The following is a 23,934-nucleotide window of genomic DNA, read 5'->3' on the forward strand; positions in this document are numbered from 1 at the left end:
ATCCCCCACGGCTCGATCCGGGCGGGAATACCGGCTCACTCCGCGCGCCACGCGACCGCGGCGGCGAGCAGCCGGGCCCGGACCCGCTCGACGTGCGGGCGGGGCGCCCCACCGACCCGGCGGGCCAGGAACGCGGTGTTGATCGGCGGATCCGCCGGATCGAGCAGGGGCACCAGGGTGCCGTCGGCGAGCTCGTCCGTACACAGATAGCGCGGCAGCACGCTGATTCCCGCCCCGGCGAGCACCGCGGCCAGCACCGCCCGCAGATCGGGGACGATCAGGGCCGGGGTCGCCTCCAGCCGGGTCTCGAACACGTGCCGCCAGTAGCGGCGCAGGATCGGCAGGTCGGCCGCGTAACTGAGCAGCGGGAGGCCGTCGAGCGCGCCCGGTCCGGTGCGCCGCAGGCGCACGATGTCGACCCGGGCCGCCACCACCGGCGCCGCGACGAGCAGGAATTCCTCGTCGACGAGCGGCTCGGCGAGCACGGTCCGACCGCGCGGGCGCGCCGTCGAGATCACCAGATCGAGTGTCCCCGATCGCAGTTCGGCCAGCAGATCGTCGGTGAGGCCGGCCCGGACCGTCAGCCGCACTCCCTCGGCGAGCAGCGGCGCGAGGGCGGGCAGCACCTGCGCGGCCAACATCTCGGCGGGCCCGCCCAGCAGCACCGGCGGCTCGGGCGGCGCCGGTGTGTCGGCGACGGGGCCACCCACGACCGACGCGAGCGCGTCCAGCGGGGCGCTCACCCGTGCCGCCAGCTCGTGACCGGCGGCCGTCGGTGCCACCCCGCGCGGCAGCCGCTCGAACAGCGGCGTGCCCAGGTACCGTTCCAGCGCCTGGACCTGCGTGGTCACCGTGGGCTGGGACAGCCCCACCTGGGCGGCGCCCGCGGTGAGCGATCCGGTCCGATAGACCGCCAGGAAGGTCCGCAACTGCACCAGATCCATCGAGCCATCGGCTGGCCTATGTCTCATATAGGCCATCCTATTGGTCAGGAAATGCCCGAGTACCTAGCGTCGAGAGTGCGACCCGACGACGCTGCCGGCCGATCGCCCCGAAACCCGTTGAATGGAGAAGGAATCCGATGGCACACATCCTGTTCGTCCTCACCGGCGCCGATCACTGGACCCTGGCGGACGGCACGAAGCACCCCACCGGGTACTGGGCCGAGGAATTCGCAGCGCCGTACGCGGCGTTCACCGGCGCGGGCCATACCGTCACCGTCGCGACGCCGGGCGGGGTGACCCCGCCGGTCGACCAGGGCAGTCTGGCACCCGAGGCCAACGGCGGGGCCGAGCGCGCGCGGGAGATCGCCGAGATCCTGGCCGGGGCGCAGGCCCTGCGGCAGCCGATCCCGCTCGCCGAGGTCGATCTCGCCGACTACGACGCCGTGTTCTATCCCGGCGGGCACGGCCCGATGGAGGATCTCGCGGTCGATCCCGTCTCGGGTGCGCTCCTGGTCGACGCGCTGGCCTCGGGCAAGCCGCTCGGTGTGGTCTGCCACGCGCCCGCCGCCCTGCTCGCGACCGCCGACGCCGACGGCAAGTCACCCTTCGCCGGGTATCGAGTCGCCGCGTTCAGCAATGCCGAGGAGACCCAGGCAGGCTTGGCCGACAAGGCGAAGTGGCTGCTCGAGGACCGTCTCGTCGCGCTCGGCGTCGACTATCGCGAGGGTGCGCCGTGGGCCCCGCACATCGAGGTCGACCGCACGCTCTACACCGGCCAGAACCCGGCCTCGTCGGCGCCGCTCGCGGCACGGATGCTCGACGCCCTCTGACCCACCGCCCGGCGGACCGCCACCGGCCCGCCGGGCGTTCGTGTCGGGTCGCACTTGTGGCGTGGCCCACATGCTCCTACTCTTCGCGCTGTGGATCCCCGTCGTTCGCTGAAGAACTGTCTGCGCGTGCTCGCCGCGGTCGTCTGTCTCGCCGCACTGCCGTCGGCCCCCGCCCAGGCCGAGCCCTCGACCCCGGACGGCGCGACCTATGTCGCGCTCGGTGATTCCGGGGCCGCGACCACCGGCGCCGCGAACCTCGACCTCGGCGCGCCCCTGCGCTGCGTGCGGTCAACGACCAACGCGCCCAAGCTGGTCGCCGAGCGCCTGCGGCTCACACTCGACGACCGCACGTGCAGCTCGGCGAAGATCCCCGACCTCTACACCGCCCAGACCGGCGGCGTCGCACCACAACTCGACGCGCTCGGGCCCGCGACGAAGATCGTCACCGTGCACATCGGCGCCAACGACGCCGAGATGACGAAGTACATCCTCGGCGACTGCCACGCGGGCGCGGCGTCGGGCGGGTGCGCCGCGGCCGCCGATCCCGCGTGGGACGCCGGCATCGACGCCATCGCCCCGGCCTACGCCGCCGCTCTCACCGAGATCACCCGCCGCGCGCCCGGCGCCACGATCTTCGTCGACGGCTGGCCCACCTACCTGGCCGACACCAGCTGCCCGGCGATGCTCGGCCTGCTGCCCGCCGACGCCGCCTACATCCAGTCGAAGTTCGCCCGTCTCAACACCGTCGTGGCCCGCGAGGCCGCCGCGCAGGGCGCGATCTACGTCGACACCATCGCCGCCTCGCCCGCCCTCGGCATGTGCGCCGATCCGGCCGTACGCTGGTTCGACCCGCTGGTGGCCGATCAGACCCTGCTCCCCTATCACCCCACCCTGGCCGGGCAGCGCGGCGTGGCCGAACTGCTCACCGCCGCCATCGAATCCAGCGGCGCCCTGCACCGCTGAGCCGAGTTCACTCGGTGAGCTGGGCCAGCTCCGCCGCCAGATTCGCGCGCGCCCGCTCCTCGTAGCGGGCGCGGGCCGCCGGAGTCCGGTACAGCACAGGCTGATTCGCGATCGAGCGCAGCACCGCGGCGCGACCGGCGCGGAACAGGTCGTCGGGGACGTGCGCGTACTCGGTGCGCACGGCGGTCGCGTAGGCGGCGTAACTCGCCGGATCGCCCCCGAGGACGACCAGGTCGGCATCGCAGAGCACCGCGCCGTTGGTGTCGCCCGCCTCGGCGTCGTGACCGCGGGTGAGCAGGACCAGCCGGACCACCTCGTCCACCAACGGCCGTGCGGCGCCCAGGGATTCGAGGACATCGCGGGCCAGGTCGGCGCTGCGTTCCTCGTTGTCGGCGCGGTCGACGGCGTAGATCGCGTCGTGGAAGAACGCGGCGTAGCGCACCGCGTCGATATCGGCTGCGCTGTCGGCCCATTCGTCGATCGCGCGCAGCATCGCGCGCAGATGCTCGGCGGTGTGATAGTGGCGATGGGGTTCGCTGTAGCGGGCGATGATCCCGGCTCCGAGAGGAACGGAGTCCGGTCCGGCCAGAGCGGTCCAGCGGTCGAGAAGATCCAGCGACGACAACGTCATGGGCTCCAGTGTCGGCGGACTCCCGCTCGCCGACAACCCCGATTTCCTGTGAGATCGGCACGATGGCCTACCGCGGGTCGCCGCCGCCGGTGAGTTCGCGGACCAGTAGCGCGGTGTGCAGCGAGGTCCGGGACTCGCCGTCGTCGAGATCGACGGCGAGGATGCGCTCGATCCGGGCGAGCCGGTCGTAGAGCGTCGGCCTGCTGATGGCGAGCGCCTTGGCGAGCTCGGTCTTGTTGCCCGCCAGGTCGAGAAAGCGGCGCAGGGTGGCGGTCAGATCGCTGCCGTGCCGGATGTCGTGGCGCAGCAGGGCGCTCAGTTCGGTCTCGGCGAAACTCTGCACCCGGGGGTCGTCGCGGATCAGCGAGAGCAGGCCGCGCAGCCGAATATCCGCGCTGCGGAAGAACATCCGGGTAGGCGCGGCGCGCATCGAGGCCGCGACGGTGGCGACCTCCGTGGCGTCGGCGAGTCCGCTCGCGGTGTCGAGCAGGGAGTCGGAGTCGGCGCCGACGCCGATCACCGCGCGCCGGACACCGTCGACCCGGCGCACCTCGGTGAGCACAGCCGCGCACACCGTGGCGAGCCGCTCGTCGACGACAGCGCCCCGGGCGAGGGCCAGGATCATCGCGACCCGTTCCCCGTCGATCGCGAGTGATCGCGCGCCCGCACCACGCGGCCCGGGCCGGTGCTCGGTGGCACTGAGCGCCGAGGCGCCGACGAGGCCGAGCCCATGGGTCACCGCCTCGACCACCGCCGCGCTGCGCCGTTGCGCCGCCACCGGATCCGGGTCGGCGACGGCGTCGATCTCGATGGACAGGGGCACGTAGCGGGCATGCCGGTGCAGCCCGAGCGCGGCCGCCCGCGCCTGCGCGTCGCGCTCGTCGCCGACCCTGCCCTCGACGAGGTCGGCGATCAGGCCGGTCTGGGCCCGGCGGTGCAGACCGAACCGGTCCTTGTCGATCATCCGGTGCAGGGTCAGGGTCTGTGCCGCGCGCTCGAGCACCATCCGCGCGCGCGGTGTCGGTCCGTGGTCCGCGCGCAGGATCAGCCTGCCCCAGCGCTGCATCTGCGGGCCGACGTCGACCACGCCCTCGCCGCCGGGCAGCAGTCGCGAGGTCGCCTCCCAGTTCTCCAGCAGCGCCGAGGAGGTGGTGTGCCGGGCGGTCGCGGCCAGTACCCGGTGGGCCAGGTCCTCCAGCACGACCGACGCGTCGAGCATGGTCGCCGCGGTGCGCACGATCTCGGCGAGCGCGGCCCGGCGCACACTGAGTTCGGTGAAGGTCTCGTGCACGGTCCTGGCGAACTCGAGCTCGGCGTACTGGTCGGCGACGATCGCGCGATGGACGGCCTCGGTGATCTCGACGAAGCGGGTCACCCGGTGCAGCACGATCACCGGCAGCCCGAGGTCGGCGGCCGTGGCCGCGACGACCGGGCCCAGCTCGCTCACATAGCTGCCCAGTTCCACCACCAGGCCCGCGACCCCAGCCGCGGCCAACGAGCGCAGGTAGGCCACGCGCGCCGGCTCCGGCGCGGCCAGCGCCTGCCCGGTGGTCAGGATCAATTCCGCGCCGACCAGCACGTCGGCGACCTCGGCCAGGTCGCTGACGTGCACCCAGCGCACCGGCCGGTCCAGGTGGGCCCCGCAGATCACCTCGGGCTGACCTGCCTGGACCACCGGCGTGGCGAGCACATCGGCCACGGTCAACAACACCGACGAATCGTAATACGAATGCCGCGACTCCGTACAGATCGTCGGCCCTCGCGCGGGTGGGGATGGACCAGGGTGGAAGCACCACCGTTCCCGGCGAAACGAGGTCTCCATGCAGTCCATCGGCCACTGGATCGACGGCAAGTCCGTCACCGGCACCAGCGAGGCGATCGCCCCGGTCACCGATCCGGCGACGGGCGCGGTCACCGGCGAGGTGGCCCTGGCGAACGTGGCCGACACCCGCGCGGCGATCGACGCCGCGACCGTGGCCTTCGCGACCTGGCGCGACACCTCGCTGACCCGCCGCACCCAGGTGCTGTTCCGGTTCCGCGAGCTGCTCGCCGAGCGCAAGGAGGAGCTGGCGGCGATCATCACCGCCGAGCACGGCAAGGTGGCCGCCGACGCGCTCGGCGAGGTCACCCGCGGCCTGGAAGTCGTCGAATTCGCCTGTGGCATCCCGCATCTGCTCAAGGGCTCGTTCACCGAGAACGCCTCGACCGAGGTCGACATCCATTCCGTGCGCCAGCCACTGGGCCCGGTCGCGATCATCTCGCCGTTCAATTTCCCGGCCATGGTGCCGATGTGGTTCTTCCCGCTGGCCATCGGCGCGGGCAACACCGTGGTGCTCAAGCCCAGCGAGAAGGACCCGTCGGCGGCACTGTGGCTGGCGCGGCTGTGGCAGGAGGCCGGGCTGCCCGACGGTGTGTTCAATGTCGTACAGGGCGACAAGGTGGCCGTGGACGAACTGCTCGACAACCCCGGCATCAAGGCGGTCTCGTTCGTCGGCTCCACCCCGATCGCCAAGTACGTCTTCCAGCGCGGCACCGCGGCGGGCAAGCGGGTGCAGGCCCTCGGCGGGGCGAAGAACCACATGGTGGTGCTGCCCGACGCCGATCTGGACCTGGCCGCCGATGCCGCGGTCAACGCGGGCTTCGGCTCGGCGGGTGAGCGGTGCATGGCCATCAGCGTGGTGGTCGCGGTCGGCGGGGTCGCCGACGAGCTGGTCACCAAGATCGCCGAGCGCGCGTCGACCATCGTCACCGGGGCCGGGACCTCCGGCGCCGACATGGGTCCGCTGATCACCCGGGCCCACCGCGATCGCGTCGCGGAGTACATCGACGCCGGCGAGAACGCGGGCGCCCGGGTGGTGCTCGACGGCCGTCCGCTGATCGTCGAAGGCGCGCCGGACGGATTCTGGCTCGGGCCTACCGTTCTCGACGGGGTCACGCCGTCGATGAGCGTGTACACCGACGAGATCTTCGGACCGGTGCTCTCGGTCGTGCGGGTCGGTACCTACGAGGAGGCGGTGGCGTTGATCAACGCCAACCGCTACGGCAACGGCACCGCCGTGTTCACCAACGACGGCGGCGCGGCGCGACGGTTCCACCACGAGGTGGAGGTGGGCATGGTCGGGGTCAACGTCCCGATCCCGGTTCCCCTCGCCTACTACAGTTTCGGCGGCTGGAAGAACTCGCTGTTCGGCGACTCGCACGCGCACGGCACCGACGGCGTGCACTTCTTCACCCGCACCAAGGCGATCACCACCCGCTGGCTCGACCCCAGCCACGGCGGGCTGGAACTCGGCTTCCCGCAGAACAAGTGACCGGACAGGAGCATTGTCGATGACGCTTTCCGACGAGGCCGCCCGCGCCTACGAACTCGATCGCCGCCACGTCTTCCATTCCTGGTCGGCGCAGGCCCAGGTGTCGCCGATCGTCCTCACCGCCGCCGAGGGCTGCTACGTGTGGGACGGCGAGGGCAACCGGCTGCTCGACTTCTCCTCGATGATGGTGAACACCAATATCGGGCACCAGCATCCGAAGGTGGTCGCCGCGATCGCCGCGCAGGCGGCCGAGCTGTGCACGGTCGGCCCGGCCTTCGCCAATGCCGCCCGGTCCGAGGCGGCCCGGCTGATCAGCGAGCTCACGCCGGGGGACCTGGACAAGATCTTCTTCACCAACGGCGGCGCCGACGCGGTCGAGCACGCCATCCGGATGGCGCGCCTGCACACCGGACGGCCGAAAGTGCTCGCGCGGTACCGCTCCTATCACGGCGGCACCGAGACGGCGGTCAATGTCACCGGTGACCCGCGGCGCTGGCCCAACGACCACGGCACCAGCGGGGTGGTGCACTTCTTCGGCCCGTTCCTGTACCGCTCGGAGTTCCACGCGAGCGACGAAGCACAGGAGACCCAGCGCGCCCTCGAGCATCTCGAGCGCACCATCGCGATGGAGGGTCCGGCCACGATCGCGGCGATCGTGCTGGAATCGGTGCCGGGCACCGCGGGCATCATGGTGCCGACCACCGAGTACATGCGCGGCGTGCGGGAGCTGTGCGACCGGCACGGCATCGTGTTCATCGCCGACGAGGTGATGGCGGGCTTCGGCCGCACCGGAAAATGGTTCGCCATCGACAATTTCGAGGTCGTGCCGGATCTGATCACCTTCGCCAAAGGCGTGAACTCCGGCTACGTGCCGCTGGGCGGCGTCGCGATCAGCGCCGCCATCGCGGCGACCTTCGCCGACCGGCCGTACCCGGGCGGGCTCACCTATTCGGGGCATCCGCTGGCGACCGCGGCGGCGGTGGCCACGATCACCGCGATGCGCGAGGAGCGGATCGTGGAGAACGCGGCCGAGATCGGCGCGCGGGTCATCGGGCCGGGGCTGCGGGAACTCGCGCAGCGGCATCCGAGCATCGGTGAGGTACGCGGGCTCGGGGTGTTCTGGGCGCTCGAGCTGGTGCGCGACCGTGCCACCAGGGAACCCCTGGCCCCCTACGGCGGCACCAGTCCCGCGATGACCGAACTCGTCGCCGCCTGTCGGCGCGGCGGACTGCTGACATTCGTGAACTTCAACCGGCTGCACGTGGTGCCGCCGTGCGTGATCACCGAGTCCGAGGTCAAAGAGGGGCTGGCGATTCTCGACCAAGCGCTCACCGTCGCCGACGCGCACACCGTCGACGCGCCGTAGGACCGGCCGTTTCGCGGCGGGCGGAATGCGCCCGCCGCGGGACGCGTTGTCCCGGAGCGTGACTGATACCGCAGTGCTTTCCGACGAACTGAAGTCGTATCTGGACGAGGAGAAGGTCTACGCGACCGTCGCCACGGTCGGCGCGAACGGGCACCCGCATCTGACCGTCGTCTGGATCAAGCGCGAGGGCGACGAGCTGCTGTTCTCCACCACCGTCGCGCGGCAGCAGGCCAAGAACCTCGTGCGCGACCCGCGGATCACGGTGATGGTGAACCCGCCGGAGCGGCCGTTCCTCTACGCCGAGATCCGGGGCACGGCCACCACCATCCCGGATCCGGAGCGCGCGCTGCCCGACGAGATGTCGCTCAAGTACACCGGCAAGCCCTACCGCGAGTTCAACCCGGCCTCCGTCGACGACGCGGAGCGGGTGATCGTGCGGATCACCCCGCACCGGGTCGCCGGTCGCCTCTGAGCGGACCGGGGCCCGGCGGTCTCAGGCGCGCTGGGCCTCGTCCTGGGCGTGCTGGGCCTGGACCAGCTGCTGCGGGGTGAACCGCAACGTCAGCGCGACCAGTGCGGCGAGCACCGCCAGACCGGCGCAGCACAGCAGCACCAGGGTGTAACCGCTGTTGAGCGCGTCGATCTCGGCCGTGGTCATGTCCGCGGCCCGGCCGTCGCGCCCGCCCAGGGACAGGGTGCGCGAGGCGGCGATCGGGCTGAGCAGGCCGATCGCGATCGGGGTCGCCAGGTTCATGAACATCTGCCCGACCGCCGAGAGCGGGCCGATGTTCGACGACGGCACCCCGACCAGCACGCACAGCGGCGCCAGCACCATGGCGACGCCGACGCCGAAGCCGATCACCAGCAGCAGCGCCAGCAGGGTCGGCAGGTACTGCACGTGCCGGTCCAGCGTCGACCCGAACAGCAGCCCGCAGGCCAGCACGACCGCCGCCGCCGACAGCAGCCAGCGCGGCGCGATCACCAGCGCCGCCTTCGACGCCACCGCGCCGCCGACACCGATGCCGATGGTGAACGGGATCGAGGCGACACCGGCCTGCAACGGGCTGTAGCCGAGCACGTTCTGCAACAGCTGAGCCACGAAGAACGTCATCGCGCCGAGCACCGCGCCCGCCAGGAAGATCAGCGCGAAGGTGGCGACCCGGTCGCGGCTGTCGAACAGCGACCACGGCAGCAGCGGATCGGCCTCGCGGCGCTCGGTGAGCACGAAGACCACCAGCAGCGCGAAACCGCCGATCAGCGAGCCGAGGATGAGCGGACTGGTCCAGCCCATCGCCGGGCCCTCGGTCGCGCCGAACACGATCGTCGCGCAGGCGAGTGTGCCCAGGATGGCGCCCTTGATGTCGAGCGGGGTGCGGTGGTGGGCGGTGTCGGTGAGCTTGTAGACCGCGCCGAGCACGATCAGCGCGCCGATCGGCACATTGATCAGGAAGATCCAGCGCCAGGAGAACTCGGTGAGCGCACCGCCGACGACCAGGCCGCCGACCGAGCCGATACCCGCCATGGAGCCGACGATCGCGATCGCCTGGTTGCGGGCGGGCCCCGGCGCGAAGGTGGTGGCCACCAGCGCGAACGCGGTCGGTGCCGCGATCGCGGCACCGGCGCCCTGGAAGGCGCGCGAGATCAGCAGCATCGCCTCGCCGGTGGCCAGGCCGCAGGCGAGCGAGGCCGCGGTGAACAGGCCGACGCCGTAGATCAGCATGCGCTTGCGGCCGAACGCGTCACCGAGCCTGCCGCCGAGCAGCATCAGCCCGGCGAAGGTCAGGCCGTAGGAGGTCACCGTCCACGCGCTGCCCGAGCTGGACAGCCCCATCTCCTCCTGCAGGCGCGGCAGGGCGAAGATCACGACGGTGCCGTCGAGCACGACCATGAGCTGCAGGCCGCTCAGTACGAGGATGGCGAGGCCGAAGGCCCGCTTCGTCACCGGATACTGCATCGTCGCAGCGGGTTTATCGAGCACAACGAGGCAGTGTAATTGGCGCGGCGGCAACGCACGGGTGCGCGGCCCGCGAAGCTAGTCCAGCCCGAAACCCGCGGTCGGGCCGATGACGATGATCGCCGGGGGCCGGATGCCCTCGGACTTGACCTTCTCGGCGACCGTGCCCAGATCGGCCCGTACCACCCGCTGGGTGCGCAGCGTGCCCTCCTGGATGACCGCGGCGGGCGTCTCGGCCGGGCGGCCACCGGCCAGCAGCGCGTCGGCGAACTTGTCGATCCGCTCCACGGCCATCATCAGCACGAGGGTGCCGCGCAGCCTGGCCAGCGCCGCCCAGTCGACCAGCGAATCGGGGTGATCGGGGGCGACGTGCCCGCTGACCACGACGAACTCGTGGGTCACGCCCCGATGGGTCACCGGGATGCCCGCGGCGCCGGGCACCGAGATCGGGCTGGTGATGCCGGGCACCACGGTCACCGGGATCCCCGCCTCGGCGCAGGCTTCGAGCTCCTCGTACCCGCGGCCGAACACGTACGGGTCGCCGCCCTTGAGCCGGACGACGAACTTGCCCGCCTTGGCCCCTTCGACCAGGGCCAGATTGATCGCCTCCTGCGCCATCGAGCGGCCGTAGGGGATCTTCGCCGCGTCGATCACCTCGACGTGCGGTCCCAGCTCGGCCAGCAGTTCCGGCGGCGCGAGCCGATCGGCGACGACCAGATCGGCGCGGGCGAGCAGCCTGCGGCCGCGCACGGTGATCAGGTCCGGGTCGCCCGGTCCGCCGCCGACCAGGGCGACGCCGGGGGTCACCGGCTCCGAATCGTCGGTCACCACACCGGATTGCAGCGCCTCGAGCAGGCCGTTGCGCACGGCGGCCGAGCGCCGGTGCGCGCCACCGGCCAGCACGCCGAGGGTCAGCCCGTCGTAGCGGGCGGTGGCGGGGGTGACGGCGGTGCCGTCACGGGCGACATCGGCGCGCACGCAGAAGATCCGCTTCGCGGTCGCCTCGGCGACCACCGCGGCATTGGTCTCGGGTTCGTCGGTGCAGGCCATCGCGTACCAGGCCGCGTCGAGGTCGCCGTCGGCGTAGGCACGCAGTTCGACGGTGATCTGACCGGCGGTCGCCATGCCCTCGACGGCCGGCGTGACCGCCTTGCTGATCACGTGGACGTCGGCGCCCGCGGCCACCAGCAGGCCGAGGCGGCGCTGGGCGACGGTGCCGCCGCCGACCACGACTACTCTGCGTCCGCGCAGATCGAGCCCGACCAGGTAGTTCGGGTCGCCTGCGGGCGGGGTCGATGCGGTGTCAGACGTGTTCGGCACAGTGTCCCAGCCTAGTTCCTGGCTCGCCGCCCGCCGAACGGGCCCGCCGACACCGCCGCCGCGATCGCCCGCCGTCGGCGCGCCCGCGTTGCCGTGGGGTCCCCGTGGCGCGACAGTGGAGACCATGACCGAGCCGGACGCACTTCTCGCCGTGGCCTACGACGAAGCCCTGCGCGGGCGGGCCGAGGGCGGTGTCCCCATCGGCGCCGCGCTGTTCGACGCCGACGGCACGCTGCTCGGACGCGGCCACAATCGCCGGGTCCAGAACGACGACCCGAGCGCGCACGCCGAGACCGACGCCTTCCGCGCCGCGGGGCGTCGCCGCGACTACCGCTCCACGATCATGGTGACCACCCTGTCGCCGTGCTGGTATTGCAGCGGCCTGGTCCGCCAGTTCGGCATCGGCACCGTGATCATCGGCGAGGCGCGCACCTTCCACGGCGGCCACGACTGGCTCGCCGACCACGGCGTACGGGTGCTCGTCCTCGACGATCCGCGGTGTGTGGCGCTGATGACCGCGTTCATCGCCGACCGCCCCGACCTGTGGTTCGAGGACATCGGCGGCGCCGACGCACCGACCAGGGAGACGCCGGCATGAGCGGCGCCATCGCCTCGGTCGATCTGGCCCGCTGGCGCACCGGCGGTGCCGCGGCCGCCGCGGTGCGGCGCGAGGTGGACGAGAGTCTGCGCCGGGCCGACTTCCTGCGCGTGCGCCTGGACGCCATCACACTGACCTGACCGGTGCGCCCCGTACACTCGCGACCCATGCCCGCCTGGTCCCGCCTCGTCCCGATCATCGCCGCCCTTCTGCTGGCCGGGCCGGGACCCGCCGTCGCCGCCCCGACCTACGAGCCCGCGGCCGGTGTCGAAGCGCACTACGCCGCGCCGGGCCCGTTCGCCGTGACCGAGCGGATCGGCGAACTGTGTTGCGACACCACCGGTGCCGCGTTCGACCTGTGGTATCCGAGCGAGCTCGGCACCGGCCATCCGATCGTGCTGTTCGGTGACGGCACGCAGGCGGTGCCCACCCAGTACCGGCACCTGCTGCGGCACTTCGCGTCGTGGGGATTCGTGGTGATCGCCACGCAGAACCAGTACACCGGTTCCGGTATCGACATCCTCGCCTCACTCGACCGCCTGATCGCCGAATCCGCCGATCCGACCAGCGTTTTCGCCGGGCGGCTCGACCACACGGCGGTGGGCGTGGTGGGTCATTCCCAGGGCGCGTCCGGTGCCCTCAACGCGATGCGGCGCGCCGGTGGGGCGATCCGCACCGCGATCACCGTCGAACTGCCCCGCACCGGCCTGTGCTCGGATGCCCTCAGCTGCACCGATCCGGCCGCGATCGATACCGGCTCGGTGTTCCTGATCAACGGCTCGGCCGACACCCTGATCTCCCCGTCGGAGCAGTCGCTGCCGGTCGAGGTCGTCGGCGTCCAGTCCCACCGCGCCTACTACGACGCGCTCACCGTGCCGAAGGTGTGGGCGACGCTCGAGGGCGCCGACCACAACGATATCCAGGGCGATCCCGGCTGCGCGGACAACCAGCTCGCCTGTGGCACCGGCGTGTACGGCTTCCTCGGCTATCCGACGGCGTGGCTGGCCGCGCGGCTGCGCGGCGATGCCCGCGCCGCGGCGGCCTTCGTCTCCGGCTCCGGCGCGCTGTTCGCGCCGTCACCGCACTGGCGCAATCAGACCGGCACTTTCACCGGCTGATCTCAGCCGCCGACATACGGGTTGTTCTGCACCCAGCGGAAGTCGGTGCCGCGCAACGGGAAGCTGTCGAGATCCAGCCGGGTGAGGGTGACCGTCACCGGCTTGCCGTCGAGCTCGCCGCGCAGCGTCAGCCGGTCGTCGGCGGGCCGGTCGACCGTGAAGGTGGTGACCGCCGTGGGCGTTTCGCCCGGTGCCGACGGCGCGGCGGTGAGGGTCATCGTGTGCGCCTCGGGGTCGAAAGCGGCGACCACCGGCACGATCGAGTCGTCCATCCGCTGATAGCCCGCCGAGCCCGCGTCGACGATCAAGCGCTGCCAGCGCACCGGATCGGTGGTCAGCGGCGGCACCGGGGTCGCCTCGGCGGTGAACTCGGTGACGTCCCAGATCCCGTAGAGCTCGGGTTTCGATACGCCACCGCCGTATTCGTCCCAGGACTTCTCCCCGAGGTAGAGGCAGCCGGCGACGATCCACAGGCCCGTCGCGATCTGCACGACGCTCGCCCACCGGTTCGCCCGCGCCGAGCCGAACAGCGGCGGCTGGCCGAGAGGTCCCGAATCACGTTCCAGCACGAGCACATTCGCCAGTCGCCGGGCCTGCGGCGCCAGCAGCACCAGGCTCATCAGCAGCAGATGCCCGGACAGCATCTTCACCGGCACGTCGAAGGTGAGGTTCAGCAGGAACACCTGCGCCATGCTGATCACGCTGAGCATCGCGCCGAGGGTGGCCGTGCGCGGCCAGAACAGCAGCAACCCGGCGAGCACCTCGGCCGCACCCAGCGATATCTCGTAGGCCGGGGACGAGCCGACCTGGGTCCACAGCATCGACATCGGGCTCAGGTCACCGACGCGGGTGAGCAAGGTGGTGAGCGCGGGCTCGGGCATCTGGGTCGGGATGAGCTTGGCGAACCCGTAGAACAGCATCTGCCCGCCGACGCACAGCCGCAGCAGGGTGAGGAACCAGCTCGCCATCCGCGGATAGGCGCGCCTGCGCCGGTCGAGCACCGACCAGACCACCGTGACCAGGATCGCGGCCACCAGCACCAGCCCGCACTGGATCCAGATCGCGGCCTGGTCGCCGCTGCCGTTCATGACCAGCTCCGCCTCGACCCCGAACACGTGCTCGCCGATCCAGCGGCTCACCGGGGCCAGTGAGAGCATCTGCCAGGCGACGGCGTCCTCGGGCAGGTGCAGCGCGAACACCCCGAGGAAGACGAAGGTGATCTGCGCCATCCACAGGCAGAACAGACCCAGATAGGCGACGCTGAACCGGAAGGCGAGCCGCGTCACCGGATGCCAGATCGGCGGCGGCGGCGGGCTCGCGATCGCGTCGTGGGCGCGCTGCGTGGTCACGGCGGTCACCGTTGCCTCCTCGTCGAGTTCGATTGCTACCGAAGCTAACTGGTGTCGTGGACGAGCGCGTCCGGGAAAACCCCCATCTTTACCGTGTCAACCCTGAATCTCACTCACCGACTGACGGCTTACATTCCCGTCGGCCGTCCGGTACGCCGGTATCGAACGTGTTCCATCTCGCCGACAGGGGTACTCATAGATGTCCGACGATCCGGATCCCACCGCGCAACAGTCGCTCACGGTCACCGAGCGCGACCTCGACGAGCTCGCCGAGCAGTTGTCGCAGTGGCTGGCCGGCAAGGTCGGCGCCGACGTACCGCCGAAGGTCGGCAATCCGAGCAAGCCCGCCACCGGCGGCATGTCGAGCACGACCATCCTGTTCGACGCCGAATGGTCGGTCGGCGGGGTCGTCGAGAGCGGCTCGTTCGTGCTGCGGATGGCACCCGAGGACGGCTCCTTCCCGGTCTTCGATTCCTATGACCTGCCGATGCAGTACGAGGTGATGGCGGGCGTCGGCGCGGCCTCGGACGTCGCCGTGCCGGTGCTGCGCTGGCTCGAACTCGACGAATCGGTGTTCGGTTCGCCGTTCCTGGTGATGGAGAAGGTCGACGGACGCGCGCCCGCGGACAACCCGCCGTACGTCTTCTTCGGCTGGGTGTTCGACGCGACTGTGGAGGAACGCGCGCGGATCGCCGACGCGACCGTCGACGTGATCGCCCGCATCCACGCCATCGACGACATCGCCCGTCGCTTCCCGCGCCTCGACGGCGAGGGTCCGGCGCTGCGCAGGCACTTCGAGGCCCAGCGCGCCTGGTACCGGTGGGCGCTGACCGACGACGGCGTCGAGATCCCGCTGATCGAGCGGACCTTCGAGTGGCTCGAGGCCAACTGGCCCGCCGAGACCGGCCCCGAGGTGCTGAACTGGGGCGACGCCCGCCCCGGCAACATCCTGTTCGACGGGTTCACCCCCGCCGCGGTGCTGGACTGGGAGATGGCCACGTTCGGCCCGCGCGAACTCGACCTGGGCTGGGTGATCTTCATCCACCGCTTCTTCCAGGACATCGCCACCCGCTTCGATCAGCCCGGCCTGCCCGATTTCCTGCGCAAGGACGCGGTGGTCGCGAAATACGAAGAGCTGACCGGACATACGGTCCGCGATCTGGACTTCTACATCATCTACGCCGCGCTGCGGCACGCGATCGTGATGGCCCGGATCAAGCGGCGGATGATCCACTTCGGTGAGGACACCGTGCCCGCCGAGCTCGACGACTACGTGATGCACCGGCTCAGCCTCGAGGCTCTGCTCGACGGCACCTACGAGTGGGACTGAGAAGGAGACACGACCATGAACGCAATCATGCCCGTCCCCCTGGACGAATACCCGGTCCACCAGACCCCGCTGTCGCTGGCCAGGGTGGCCACCAGCGACCGCAACTTCTACGACCGCTACTACTTCAACGCCTTCGACCCCGCCGGCGACGCGATGCTGATCACCGGGTTCGGCGTCTACCCGAACCTCGGTGTGGTCGACGCGTTCGCGACGGTGCGCCACGGTGACACCCAGCGCAGCGTGCGCTTCTCCGACGCGCTCACCTCGCGCGATCTGACCACAGCGGTGGGCGGCTACCGGATCGAGGTGATCGAGCCGCTGCGGCAGTTGCGGGTGGTGTGCGAGCACGAGGACCTCGGCTTCGACCTCACCTGGACCGGCGCGCACCCGGCGGTGCAGGAGCAGCCGCACCTGATCCTGTCCGGCACCCGGCCGATCATCGAGGCCTCTCGGTTCGCCCAGCTGGGTTCCTGGGCGGGCACGCTCGCCGTCGACGGGCGCGACATCACCGTCGACCCGGCGGCGTGGACCGGCAGTCGCGACCGCTCCTGGGGCATCCGGCCCTCGGGCGAGCCGGAGCCGCCAGGGCGCGCCGCGGCCGAGGGCGCGGGCGGGTTCTGGTGGTTGTACGCGCCGCTGCGCTTCGACGAGTTCGCCATCGTGGTGATCGTGCAGGAAGAGCCCGACGGCACCCGCACGCTCAACAACGCGGTCCGGATCTGGCACGACGGCCGCAAGGAACAGCTGGGCTGGCCACGGATGCACTGGACCTACGAGCCGGGCACCCGGCACCCGAAGTCGGTGCGCCTGGACATGACCACCCCCGACGGCAAGCCGCTCGAGGTCGAGATCGAGTCCCGGCCCGGTATCGCCCTGCACGTCGGCTGCGGTTACGGACCCGACCCCGACTGGACCCACGGCCGCTGGATGGGCCGGGACTGGTCGCTGTCGAGTTCCTACGACCTCACCGACCCGGCGATCATCGCCCGCACCCCCTACGGCGTGATCGACCACATCGGCTACGCCCGCTGCGGCGACGCCGAGGGCTGGGGCCTGTTCGAGCACGCCTCGATGGGCCGCCACGACCCCACCGGTTTCGCGGATTGGTCCTCGGTCGCCCCCTGACGACCCGACCTCGCGAGAGGAAAGCCGTCGCCGCGACAACGAGGTCGCGGCGGTCGGCGATTTCCTAGGCGGCCGTGGCGAAGTCGGCCAGCAGCGACGGCACGGCGGCGTCGAAGCCCGCGACGTCGAGCATGCCCGCGTCGTCGGGATCGGCGATGCTGAACCTCGTCGCGGTCATGCCGACCACCACGAGCTTGGCCCGCGGGTTCACCTCGCGGCGGTAGCGGGCCAGCGCCTGGTGCGGGTGCACCGAGCCCGCCCACGTCTCGTTGTCGGTGTACACCGAGAACACGTCCACCTCGATGCCCTGCTCCAGCGCGTGCAGGATCGGCATCGAGCAGTCGGTCCCGCCGAAGGGCAGACCCGACACCGCGCGCACGGCGTCGTCGAGGCGCTGCCGCGGCGAGATGGCCAGCGGGGACAGGTTGCGTGCCCCCTGCCAGCGGGTGCCCGTCGCGGTGAACCCGACGATCTGGTGCCGCTCCTCGGTCCGGGCCGTGACCAGGGCGAGCGCGGCCGAGGCCTCGCGCGCCGAGAGCGGTAGCCCGGCGATCGGCGACGTCATCGACCCGGACACGTCCAGCGCCAGCAGGTGCCGCAGACCGGTCGGGCGCACCGTCTCGAACGCCGCGTAGAAGGCCGCGTCGAGCGCGTCCACCACCGGTGCCGACGGCGTCCAGGTACCGGCGCCACGTGCCGAACGCCCGGACGCGTAGGTGCGCAGCGCGATCAGCACCGCGACCGGGTGCACGCGTGCCTTGCGCAGCCGCTCCGGGTCGCCGAGCTGCGCGCAGATCGCCGCGGTGCGCGGACCGAGCGGAGCCAGCAGGCCGAGCCGGGTCAGGCGCGGCAGCTGACGCAGCAGCGCCGTCTGCGGAATGCCGTTGTCCAGCAACGCCTCCCACACCTCGGGCGTGTTCAGCGCGGCGTCGGGCAGCATCTCCCAGCTCAGCCGGTACGCACGGACCAGCTCGGGTACCTGCTCGACCGGTGCGGACTGCGCGCGCTGGAAACCGTCGACCAGGTCGAGGCCGTCGAGGTCCGGGGTGCGGCCACAGATCCAGTCGAACAGCCTGCGCCGCTCGTCCTCGGTGGTCGCCGGGTGCGACAGGCGCAGCAGGTCGCGGTGCGACCAGCCTTCACGCTGCCGGTACTTCACGACCTGAAACGCCAGGTCACCGACCGGCTTGTCCAGGTACCAGTTCGCGACCGCGCGGGACAGGCCGCGACCCCAGCCGCGGAACTGCTCGGCGTAGCCGGCGAACAGGAACAGGTGGGTGCCGGTGCGCGCGACCAGCGGCAGCGCCGCGAGCGCGGCCCGGCGACCGTCGACATCACCGAGCGCGGCGGCGGCCGCCAACGCGAACAGGGCCGGGTTCGGTCGCGGGGCACGCCCGCCGGTGGAGATCTCGACGATCTCACGCACCAGGTCGGCGGTGTGCTCGGCGGCGTACGCGGCGATGAACTCGGCATTGTCGGCGGTCAGCGCGGCGGCGCTGACGTAGTAGGTTCCGGATTCCGTTCCGAGGGTGAGGAATCGGCGCACCCGGGCCTGCGGGGTGATCTCGAAGACGTAGCCGCCCGCGGCGTTGACGACCTGCCGGGCATCGGCAGGACTGGTCTGCGGCGTGCTGCGACGCGAAAATCGCGACAGAATGTTCATTGTTCCCCCTCCGATACAGCGACCGGCGTTGCGGTTTCGGCCCCGGGACCCACCGGGGCGTGTGACGATGCGCGGAGCGGACGGACATGGGTGTCTCGGCCGGGAAACGGAAACCGCTTTCCGCCGCAGGGCTCGAACCTGCTGGACTGTGAGTCCTCGCCAGATAACCGACCGAATCCGGTCCGTCCTGCTCCTGTGCACCGCAGCCGCACAGCGGACGTGTGTGTCCCGACCGGAAGGCGCTCTACCGAACTGAGCTACCACCACCGCGCGGTGGTGGACGGGATTCGAACCCGCGACATCCCCATCTGAAGGTAACCGACCGGATCCGGTCCGCCGTGCTGCTGCTGGAGATGACGGTACGGGGCGGAGGTGATCTTGCCCAGCGAATTAATCCGAGTCGCTCGCCCCCACCGTCGCGACGGCGACTACGACGCCGTCCACAACGGTTCGCCCGCACAACAGTTCGCCCCTGCCCGCGAGCAATGCCGCCGCCTCCGCGACCGAGGCCGTGCCGACGGCCCGCGCCGTCCGAGTGGAGCGAGTCGGCGTCTCGACCTCGGCCAGCTGCTCGGCGCCGAACGCGACCACCGGCACACCGAGCGCCGCCGCGGCCGCGCGGACCCCGGGATCGGCCGCGCGACGGTCGATCGTCGCCAGGCAGGTCACGGCGGCGGACCCCGCGACGACCGATTCGACCGCACGAGTGATCTTTTCCGCGTCGGTACCAGGTCGGACGCCGAGCCCGACGATCACCGCGCCCCTGCCCGCCGTCCGCTCGATCATCGCGTCGGCGCTGTCCATCGCTTCGCCGTCATCGATCGAATCGACGTGCGGCAGCGACGAATCGGGTGATGGCGGCCGGGTTTCCGGCGGGGTGGGTGTGCAGGTACGAGGCGTGGACCTGCCGGATCACCGCGCCCTCGGTGACCGAAGCCGTGGTGCGCCAGCCCCAGGCGGCGTTCTCCGGGCCGACCCGGGTGAGACGAGTGCGGTGGAATTCGTGGCCACGGACGCGGGTGCCTGCCTGCCAGAGAGTGGAGTCGTGCAGGGCGACGGCGTCGCGGTAGCCGAGGGTCAGGCGGGGGCCGAATTCGGCGTCGGCGTCGATGACGCCGGCCATCGGATGGCCGTCGAGGGAGCGGGTGAGGTAGAGCAGGCCCGCGCATTCGGCGTGGATCGGCAGGTCGCGGGCAGCGCCTTCGGCGATCGCCGCACGTAACTTCTCGTTGGCCGACAGGGCGCCCGCATGCTCCTCGGGAAAACCCCCGGGCAGCACCAATCCCGCTGTACCGGAGGGGAGTTCGTCGGTCAGCGGATCGAAGACGACCACCTGGGCGCCTGCCGCGAGCAGCAGCTCGCGATGTTCGGCGTAGCCGAAGGTGAACGCCGGTCCCCCGGCCATCGCGATCAGCGGACCGCTGCCGGTGGTGCCGACGATCGCGTCGGTCGGTCCTGTCCGCGCTTCGCTGCCCGCGGTCAGTTCCCTCGCGGGGTCCCAAGCCGGACCTCGGACCGACCCGCCCGCGAGGTCGACGATCGCCGCGAGATCGATGTGGGCCGCGACGAGTTCGGTCATCGCGTCGACCGCTGCGGTGGCGGCGGTGCCGTGCTCGACGGCGGGAATCAGCCCCAGATGCCGTGAGGGAACTTCCAATTCGGCCATGCGCGGCAGCGCGCCGAGGACCGGGATGCCGACGCGATCGCACGCCGCGCGCAGCACCTGCTCATGGCGTTCGCTGCCGACCCGGTTGAGGATCACCCCGCCCAGCCGGACCGAAGAGTCGTAGGTGGCGAAGCCGTGCAGCAGCGCGGCCAGGCTCTGGGAGTGTCCGCGCGCGTCGACGACCAGCACCACCGGCGCCCCGAGCAGGCTCGCGACCTGCGCGGTGGAGCCTTCGGCGACCGCCTCGGTCCGGTTCTCGTCGATGCGACCGTCGAACAGGCCCATCACGCCTTCGACGACGGCGATATCGCAGCCGTGCGCGCCGTGCCGATACAGCGGCACCACCCGATCCTCGCCCACCAGAACAGGATCCAGATTGCGGCCGGGCCGCCCGGCCGCGAGACCGTGATAGCCGGGGTCGATGTAATCGGGGCCGACCTTGAACGGCGCCACCCGATGATTCGCCCGGCGCAGCGCGCCGATCAGGCCGGTGGCCAGGGTCGTCTTGCCGCTGCCGGATGCCGGGGCGGCGATCACCACGGCCGGCGCGCTCATCGCCGCACCTCGCCCGTGCCGTCACCGCACCGAGGACCGCAACCGAACCAGCTCACCGCGACGCCGCGCGGGCCGGAACCCGTGCTCGGCATCGTCGCGTCGCCGGTCCGGGCGGGGGCGACGGACAGGGGCGCGTCCGTCACGGTGACGGTCACCATTCGATCCCGCGCTGGCCTTTGCGGCCCGCGTCCATCGGGTGCTTCACCTTGGTCATCTCGGTGACCAGATCGGCGGCGTCGATCAAGGCCTGCGGCGCGTCGCGGCCGGTGATGACGACGTGCTGGTTACCGGGGCGGCTGGTCAGCGTCTCGACGACCTCGTCGACATCGACCCACCCCCACTTGAGCGGGTAGGTGAACTCGTCGAGTACGTAGAAGCGGTGCTGTTCGGCGGCGAGCCGTCGCGAGATCTCCTGCCAGCCCGACAGCGCGGCGGCGGCGTGATCTTCCTCGGTGCCGTGCTTGCGGGTCCACGACCAGCCCTCGCCCATCTTGTGCCACTCGACCGCGCCACCGGCACCGGTCCGCTCGTGCACCTCGCCGAGCGTGCGGAACGCGGCTTCCTCGCCGACCTTCCACTTGGCGCTCTTGACGAACTGGAACACGGCCACGTCGAAGCCCTGGTTCCAGGCCCGCAACGCCATCCCGAAGGCGGCGGTGGACTTGCCCTTGCCCGGGCCCGTGTGGACGGCCAGCACCGGCTGGTTGCGCCGCTGCCGTGTCGTGAGGCCGTCCTCCGGCACGACTTCCGGAACACCCTTGGGCACGAAGACTCCTCCTTCTCGGCACCGACGCGCCGGTCCGCGGCCCGGGTGGACCGCACTGTCGATGGACGACCGCGCCAGTGCCTCGAGCACCCGACGGCGCACCGGTCGACCGGTCGCGCGACTGTCGCTCACCATTTCTATCAGGGCGTCCTCCGGCCGCCCGACCCTCCCACTACCGTCGGGGAACGTCCTCGGCGGCGACGCGCGACCGGCCGATGCCGCCCCGTCGATCGCCCAGGTCGCCGGGTGCGGGCGCTCGGGTCAGGCGGCGCGAGCGCCGGTCGCCCGGACGACATCGGCGACACTGTCGCCGGTGAGTTCGTCCAGGCGCAGGTAGCGGGCCCGCAGGTCACGGGCCAGCTCGGCGGCGAGGCCGAGCCGGATCATGCCGCGTTCACAGTCGATGACCATCGCGGTGTGTCCCTCCCCGGCCAGCAGACGCGCGGTGGCGCGGGCGCGGGGCAGCGGATCGACACCACCGGTGGCGCGGCCGTCGGTCAGCAGTACCAGCATCGGGCGGCGGCGCGGGTCGCGGACGTGTTCGCGGGCGATCACCTCGCGCGCCTTCAGCAGGCCCGCCGCGAGCGGGGTCTTGCCACCGGTGCGCAGACCGGCCAGGCGGCGCACGGCGATGTCGACCGAGGAGGTCGGCGGGAGGACCAGTTCGGCCGCGCTGCCGCGCACGCTGATCACGGCCACCTTGTCGCGGCGCTGGTAGGCGTCGCGCAGCAGGGTGACGATGGCGCCGGTGACGGCGGTGAGCCGGTCGCGCGCGGCCATCGACCCGGACGCGTCGACGACGAACACCACCAGATTCCCTTCGCGCCCTTCGCGATACGCGCCACGCAGGTCCTCGGCGGCCAGCGCCAGCGGACCGCTGAACCGGCCGCGCTCGAATTGCCGAGGCGCGGCCGCGAAGACGGTGCCCAGCAGGTGCAGCCCGGTCGAGGTGTCGGTGCTGGGGCGCACCATGCGGCCGGTGCGGGTCCGGGCGCGGGACCGGCGGCCCGGCGCGCCTTCGCCGATACCGGGAACCTCCCAGCGCGGTGCGGGCTTCGAGACGGAACCCGGTGTGCCGGAGACGCTGTCGGCCGCGGGCCGGGATCCGCCGCCGTGGGGGCCGCCGCCCGGGTTGTCGTCGGGGCCGTCGGGACCACCGTCGTCGGGACCCTGATCGTCGGGTCCGCCGTCGTCGGGGCCCGGGTCGGCCGGTCCCCCGTCCTCGGGGCCCTGGGGCCCCTCGTCGGCAGGGCCTCGGTCGGCACCGTCGTCGACCGCGCGCGGTCCCGAGCTGCCGGACGCGTCGCCGTCGCGATCGTCGCCGGGCGTCTCGCCTCGCGGATCGTCGTCGAATTTGTCGGTGGCCGAGGCCTTGTCGACCTCGTCGGCGGCCGACCGCATTGCCTCGTCCAGCTGCTCCTCACTGATCCCCGGCTCGTCGAACGGATCGCGCCTGCGCCGGTGCGGCAGGGCCAGCTCGGCGGCGATCCGCACATCGTCTTCGGTGACCCGGTCGCGGCCGCACCATGCGGCGTGCGCGGTGGCGGTCCGGGCGACGACCAGATCGGCGCGCATCCCGTCGACGTCGAACGCCGCGCACAGCGCCGCGATCCGCCGCAGTTCGGCGTTGTCGAGGGTCACGCCGGGCAGCCGGTCGCGCGCGGTCAGAATCCGTTCGGCGACAACGGCATCGGCGTCGGCGTAGCGGGCGGCGAAGCCGGCGGGGTCGGCCTCGTAGTCCAGGCGCCTGCGCACCACCGCCATCCGGGTGTCCACCACGCGGGAGGCGGCCACGTCGACGGTGAGGCCGAACCGGTCCAGCAGCTGGGGCCGGAGTTCGCCCTCCTCGGGGTTCATGGTGCCCACCAGCACGAATCGCGCCGGATGCGAATGCGAGACACCGTCGCGCTCGACGTGGACCCGGCCCATGGCCGCCGCGTCGAGCAGCACGTCGACCAGGTGATCGTGCAGCAGGTTCACCTCGTCGACGTAGAGCACGCCGTGGTGGGCCGCGGCCAGCAGACCGGGCCGGAACGCCTGCTCACCGTCGCGCAGGACCCGTTCGAGGTCGATCGACCCGACGACACGGTCCTCGGTGGCGCCCACCGGCAGTTCCACGAGCCGGGCGGGCCGCGCGCCGCTCTCGTCGACGACCGGCGGCAGCAACTCGGCCAGCGCGCGCACCACCGTCGACTTCGCGGTGCCCTTCTCGCCCCGCACCAGCACGCCACCGATCCCGGGGTGCACCGCCGACAAGATCAATGCCAGCTGCAGGCGCTCCTGGCCGACGACCGCCGAGAACGGGAAGCCCGCCTCACCCGCCGAGCGAGCGGCGGTGTGCGGACCAGCGGCGACATCAGCAAAACCAGGCACGCCCCCACTGTATTCGCGCCCTGATCACGACCGGACCCCGGGCATCGGCGCCGGAAAGACGCGAGGTCCCCG

General features: G+C 71.7%; 21 protein-coding genes. 10 read left to right on the top strand and 11 right to left on the bottom strand.

What is annotated here, in order from left to right:
* Window positions 1–35: 35 nt before the first annotated feature.
* Entirely contained in the window at window positions 36–971 is a 936-nt protein-coding gene (locus Q7X29_RS24975; RefSeq protein ID WP_316575530.1) for a LysR family transcriptional regulator, read from the bottom strand.
* A 110-nt stretch (window positions 972–1,081) separates the two neighbouring features.
* On the opposite strand from Q7X29_RS24975, the gene Q7X29_RS24980 reads away from it, so the two are divergent.
* Together Q7X29_RS24980 and Q7X29_RS24985 are read left to right on the top strand one after the other, a co-directional pair.
* On the top strand, window positions 1,082–1,774 hold the full coding sequence (locus tag Q7X29_RS24980; RefSeq protein ID WP_218718434.1) for a type 1 glutamine amidotransferase domain-containing protein: 693 nt from the start codon (window positions 1,082–1,084) through the stop codon (window positions 1,772–1,774).
* A 90-nt stretch (window positions 1,775–1,864) separates the two neighbouring features.
* Window positions 1,865–2,737, top strand: a complete 873-nt coding sequence (locus Q7X29_RS24985) for an SGNH/GDSL hydrolase family protein (protein WP_316575531.1) — start codon at window positions 1,865–1,867, stop codon at window positions 2,735–2,737.
* A 7-nt stretch (window positions 2,738–2,744) separates the two neighbouring features.
* Here Q7X29_RS24985 and Q7X29_RS24990 read toward each other — a convergent pair whose 3' ends face one another.
* Window positions 2,745–3,368 (bottom strand): HD domain-containing protein, encoded by a 624-nt coding sequence (locus Q7X29_RS24990; protein WP_218718436.1) that lies wholly within the window; start codon window positions 3,366–3,368, stop codon window positions 2,745–2,747.
* Between the two features lie 67 nt (window positions 3,369–3,435).
* Window positions 3,436–5,079: a PucR family transcriptional regulator gene (locus Q7X29_RS24995; protein ID WP_218718437.1), complete on the bottom strand. Its 1,644-nt coding sequence runs from the start codon at window positions 5,077–5,079 to the stop codon at window positions 3,436–3,438.
* A 109-nt stretch (window positions 5,080–5,188) separates the two neighbouring features.
* Between Q7X29_RS24995 and Q7X29_RS25000 the strand changes: the two genes are divergently transcribed.
* From Q7X29_RS25000 to Q7X29_RS25010, 3 genes are all read left to right on the top strand, one after another.
* Window positions 5,189–6,679, top strand: coding sequence for a CoA-acylating methylmalonate-semialdehyde dehydrogenase (locus Q7X29_RS25000; protein ID WP_218718438.1), 1,491 nt, complete (start codon window positions 5,189–5,191; stop codon window positions 6,677–6,679).
* A gap of 19 nt (window positions 6,680–6,698) precedes the next feature.
* Window positions 6,699–8,045: an aspartate aminotransferase family protein gene (locus Q7X29_RS25005; RefSeq protein WP_316575532.1), complete on the top strand. Its 1,347-nt coding sequence runs from the start codon at window positions 6,699–6,701 to the stop codon at window positions 8,043–8,045.
* 73 nt (window positions 8,046–8,118) lie between these two features.
* Entirely contained in the window at window positions 8,119–8,517 is a 399-nt protein-coding gene (locus Q7X29_RS25010; RefSeq protein WP_316575533.1) for a PPOX class F420-dependent oxidoreductase, read from the top strand.
* A gap of 21 nt (window positions 8,518–8,538) precedes the next feature.
* On the opposite strand, the gene Q7X29_RS25015 is transcribed toward Q7X29_RS25010, so the two are convergent.
* Together Q7X29_RS25015 and cobA are read right to left on the bottom strand one after the other, a co-directional pair.
* Window positions 8,539–9,999 (bottom strand): MFS transporter, encoded by a 1,461-nt coding sequence (locus Q7X29_RS25015; protein WP_218718501.1) that lies wholly within the window; start codon window positions 9,997–9,999, stop codon window positions 8,539–8,541.
* 78 nt (window positions 10,000–10,077) lie between these two features.
* The gene (gene cobA, locus Q7X29_RS25020) at window positions 10,078–11,319 is read right to left on the bottom strand and encodes a uroporphyrinogen-III C-methyltransferase (RefSeq protein ID WP_316575534.1); all 1,242 of its coding nucleotides are present in this window, start codon (window positions 11,317–11,319) and stop codon (window positions 10,078–10,080) included.
* 124 nt (window positions 11,320–11,443) lie between these two features.
* Between cobA and Q7X29_RS25025 the strand changes: the two genes are divergently transcribed.
* The 3 genes from Q7X29_RS25025 to Q7X29_RS25035 are packed head-to-tail and all read left to right on the top strand — an operon-like array spanning window position 11,444 to window position 13,035.
* Window positions 11,444–11,917, top strand: a complete 474-nt coding sequence (locus Q7X29_RS25025) for a nucleoside deaminase (RefSeq protein WP_316575535.1) — start codon at window positions 11,444–11,446, stop codon at window positions 11,915–11,917.
* Complete coding sequence (locus Q7X29_RS25030) at window positions 11,914–12,057, top strand: hypothetical protein (RefSeq protein ID WP_316575536.1); 144 nt, start codon at window positions 11,914–11,916, stop codon at window positions 12,055–12,057. The genes Q7X29_RS25025 and Q7X29_RS25030 overlap by 4 nt, the downstream gene beginning before the upstream one ends.
* A gap of 27 nt (window positions 12,058–12,084) precedes the next feature.
* Window positions 12,085–13,035 carry a poly(ethylene terephthalate) hydrolase family protein gene (locus Q7X29_RS25035; RefSeq protein ID WP_218718444.1) on the top strand — a complete coding sequence of 317 codons (951 nt, stop codon included), beginning with the start codon at window positions 12,085–12,087 and terminating at the stop codon, window positions 13,033–13,035.
* A gap of 2 nt (window positions 13,036–13,037) precedes the next feature.
* Here the strand turns inward: Q7X29_RS25035 and Q7X29_RS25040 are convergent, their stop codons facing one another.
* Window positions 13,038–14,393, bottom strand: coding sequence for a DoxX family protein (locus tag Q7X29_RS25040; RefSeq protein ID WP_316575537.1), 1,356 nt, complete (start codon window positions 14,391–14,393; stop codon window positions 13,038–13,040).
* Between the two features lie 190 nt (window positions 14,394–14,583).
* On the opposite strand from Q7X29_RS25040, the gene Q7X29_RS25045 reads away from it, so the two are divergent.
* Window positions 14,584–15,714 carry a phosphotransferase family protein gene (locus Q7X29_RS25045; protein WP_218718446.1) on the top strand — a complete coding sequence of 377 codons (1,131 nt, stop codon included), beginning with the start codon at window positions 14,584–14,586 and terminating at the stop codon, window positions 15,712–15,714.
* 15 nt (window positions 15,715–15,729) lie between these two features.
* A complete protein-coding gene (locus tag Q7X29_RS25050) occupies window positions 15,730–16,839 on the top strand; it encodes a hypothetical protein (protein WP_255587725.1) in 1,110 nt (369 codons plus the stop codon).
* A 64-nt stretch (window positions 16,840–16,903) separates the two neighbouring features.
* Here Q7X29_RS25050 and Q7X29_RS25055 read toward each other — a convergent pair whose 3' ends face one another.
* From Q7X29_RS25055 to Q7X29_RS25075, 5 genes are all read right to left on the bottom strand, one after another.
* Window positions 16,904–18,502, bottom strand: a complete 1,599-nt coding sequence (locus tag Q7X29_RS25055) for a TROVE domain-containing protein (protein WP_316575538.1) — start codon at window positions 18,500–18,502, stop codon at window positions 16,904–16,906.
* A 390-nt stretch (window positions 18,503–18,892) separates the two neighbouring features.
* Window positions 18,893–19,306, bottom strand: a complete 414-nt coding sequence (locus Q7X29_RS25060; protein WP_316575539.1) for a cobalamin biosynthesis protein — start codon at window positions 19,304–19,306, stop codon at window positions 18,893–18,895.
* 10 nt (window positions 19,307–19,316) lie between these two features.
* On the bottom strand, window positions 19,317–20,723 hold the full coding sequence (locus Q7X29_RS25065) for a cobyrinate a,c-diamide synthase (RefSeq protein ID WP_316575540.1): 1,407 nt from the start codon (window positions 20,721–20,723) through the stop codon (window positions 19,317–19,319).
* A 151-nt stretch (window positions 20,724–20,874) separates the two neighbouring features.
* Window positions 20,875–21,489, bottom strand: coding sequence for a cob(I)yrinic acid a,c-diamide adenosyltransferase (cobO, locus tag Q7X29_RS25070; RefSeq protein WP_218718449.1), 615 nt, complete (start codon window positions 21,487–21,489; stop codon window positions 20,875–20,877).
* Between the two features lie 261 nt (window positions 21,490–21,750).
* Complete coding sequence (locus tag Q7X29_RS25075; RefSeq protein ID WP_316575541.1) at window positions 21,751–23,862, bottom strand: magnesium chelatase subunit D family protein; 2,112 nt, start codon at window positions 23,860–23,862, stop codon at window positions 21,751–21,753.
* Window positions 23,863–23,934: the final 72 nt, after the last annotated feature.

The organism is Nocardia canadensis, from assembly GCF_032656385.1.
In the GTDB taxonomy this organism is placed as follows: domain Bacteria; phylum Actinomycetota; class Actinomycetes; order Mycobacteriales; family Mycobacteriaceae; genus Nocardia; species Nocardia canadensis.

What these genes read in the sequence shown, in the direction of transcription:
- Q7X29_RS24975 (WP_316575530.1), bottom strand. Translation starts at nt 971, where the DNA reads ATGAGACATAGGCCAGCCGATGGCTCGATGGATCTGGTGCAGTTGCGG.
- Q7X29_RS24980 (WP_218718434.1), top strand. Translation starts at nt 1,082, where the DNA reads ATGGCACACATCCTGTTCGTCCTCACCGGCGCCGATCACTGGACCCTG.
- Q7X29_RS24990 (WP_218718436.1), bottom strand. Translation starts at nt 3,368, where the DNA reads ATGACGTTGTCGTCGCTGGATCTTCTCGACCGCTGGACCGCTCTGGCC.
- Q7X29_RS25000 (WP_218718438.1), top strand. Translation starts at nt 5,189, where the DNA reads ATGCAGTCCATCGGCCACTGGATCGACGGCAAGTCCGTCACCGGCACC.
- Q7X29_RS25005 (WP_316575532.1), top strand. Translation starts at nt 6,699, where the DNA reads ATGACGCTTTCCGACGAGGCCGCCCGCGCCTACGAACTCGATCGCCGC.
- Q7X29_RS25015 (WP_218718501.1), bottom strand. Translation starts at nt 9,999, where the DNA reads ATGCAGTATCCGGTGACGAAGCGGGCCTTCGGCCTCGCCATCCTCGTA.
- Q7X29_RS25025 (WP_316575535.1), top strand. Translation starts at nt 11,444, where the DNA reads ATGACCGAGCCGGACGCACTTCTCGCCGTGGCCTACGACGAAGCCCTG.
- Q7X29_RS25030 (WP_316575536.1), top strand. Translation starts at nt 11,914, where the DNA reads ATGAGCGGCGCCATCGCCTCGGTCGATCTGGCCCGCTGGCGCACCGGC.
- Q7X29_RS25035 (WP_218718444.1), top strand. Translation starts at nt 12,085, where the DNA reads ATGCCCGCCTGGTCCCGCCTCGTCCCGATCATCGCCGCCCTTCTGCTG.
- Q7X29_RS25045 (WP_218718446.1), top strand. Translation starts at nt 14,584, where the DNA reads ATGTCCGACGATCCGGATCCCACCGCGCAACAGTCGCTCACGGTCACC.
- Q7X29_RS25050 (WP_255587725.1), top strand. Translation starts at nt 15,730, where the DNA reads ATGAACGCAATCATGCCCGTCCCCCTGGACGAATACCCGGTCCACCAG.
- Q7X29_RS25055 (WP_316575538.1), bottom strand. Translation starts at nt 18,502, where the DNA reads ATGAACATTCTGTCGCGATTTTCGCGTCGCAGCACGCCGCAGACCAGT.
- Q7X29_RS25060 (WP_316575539.1), bottom strand. Translation starts at nt 19,306, where the DNA reads ATGGACAGCGCCGACGCGATGATCGAGCGGACGGCGGGCAGGGGCGCG.
- Q7X29_RS25065 (WP_316575540.1), bottom strand. Translation starts at nt 20,723, where the DNA reads ATGAGCGCGCCGGCCGTGGTGATCGCCGCCCCGGCATCCGGCAGCGGC.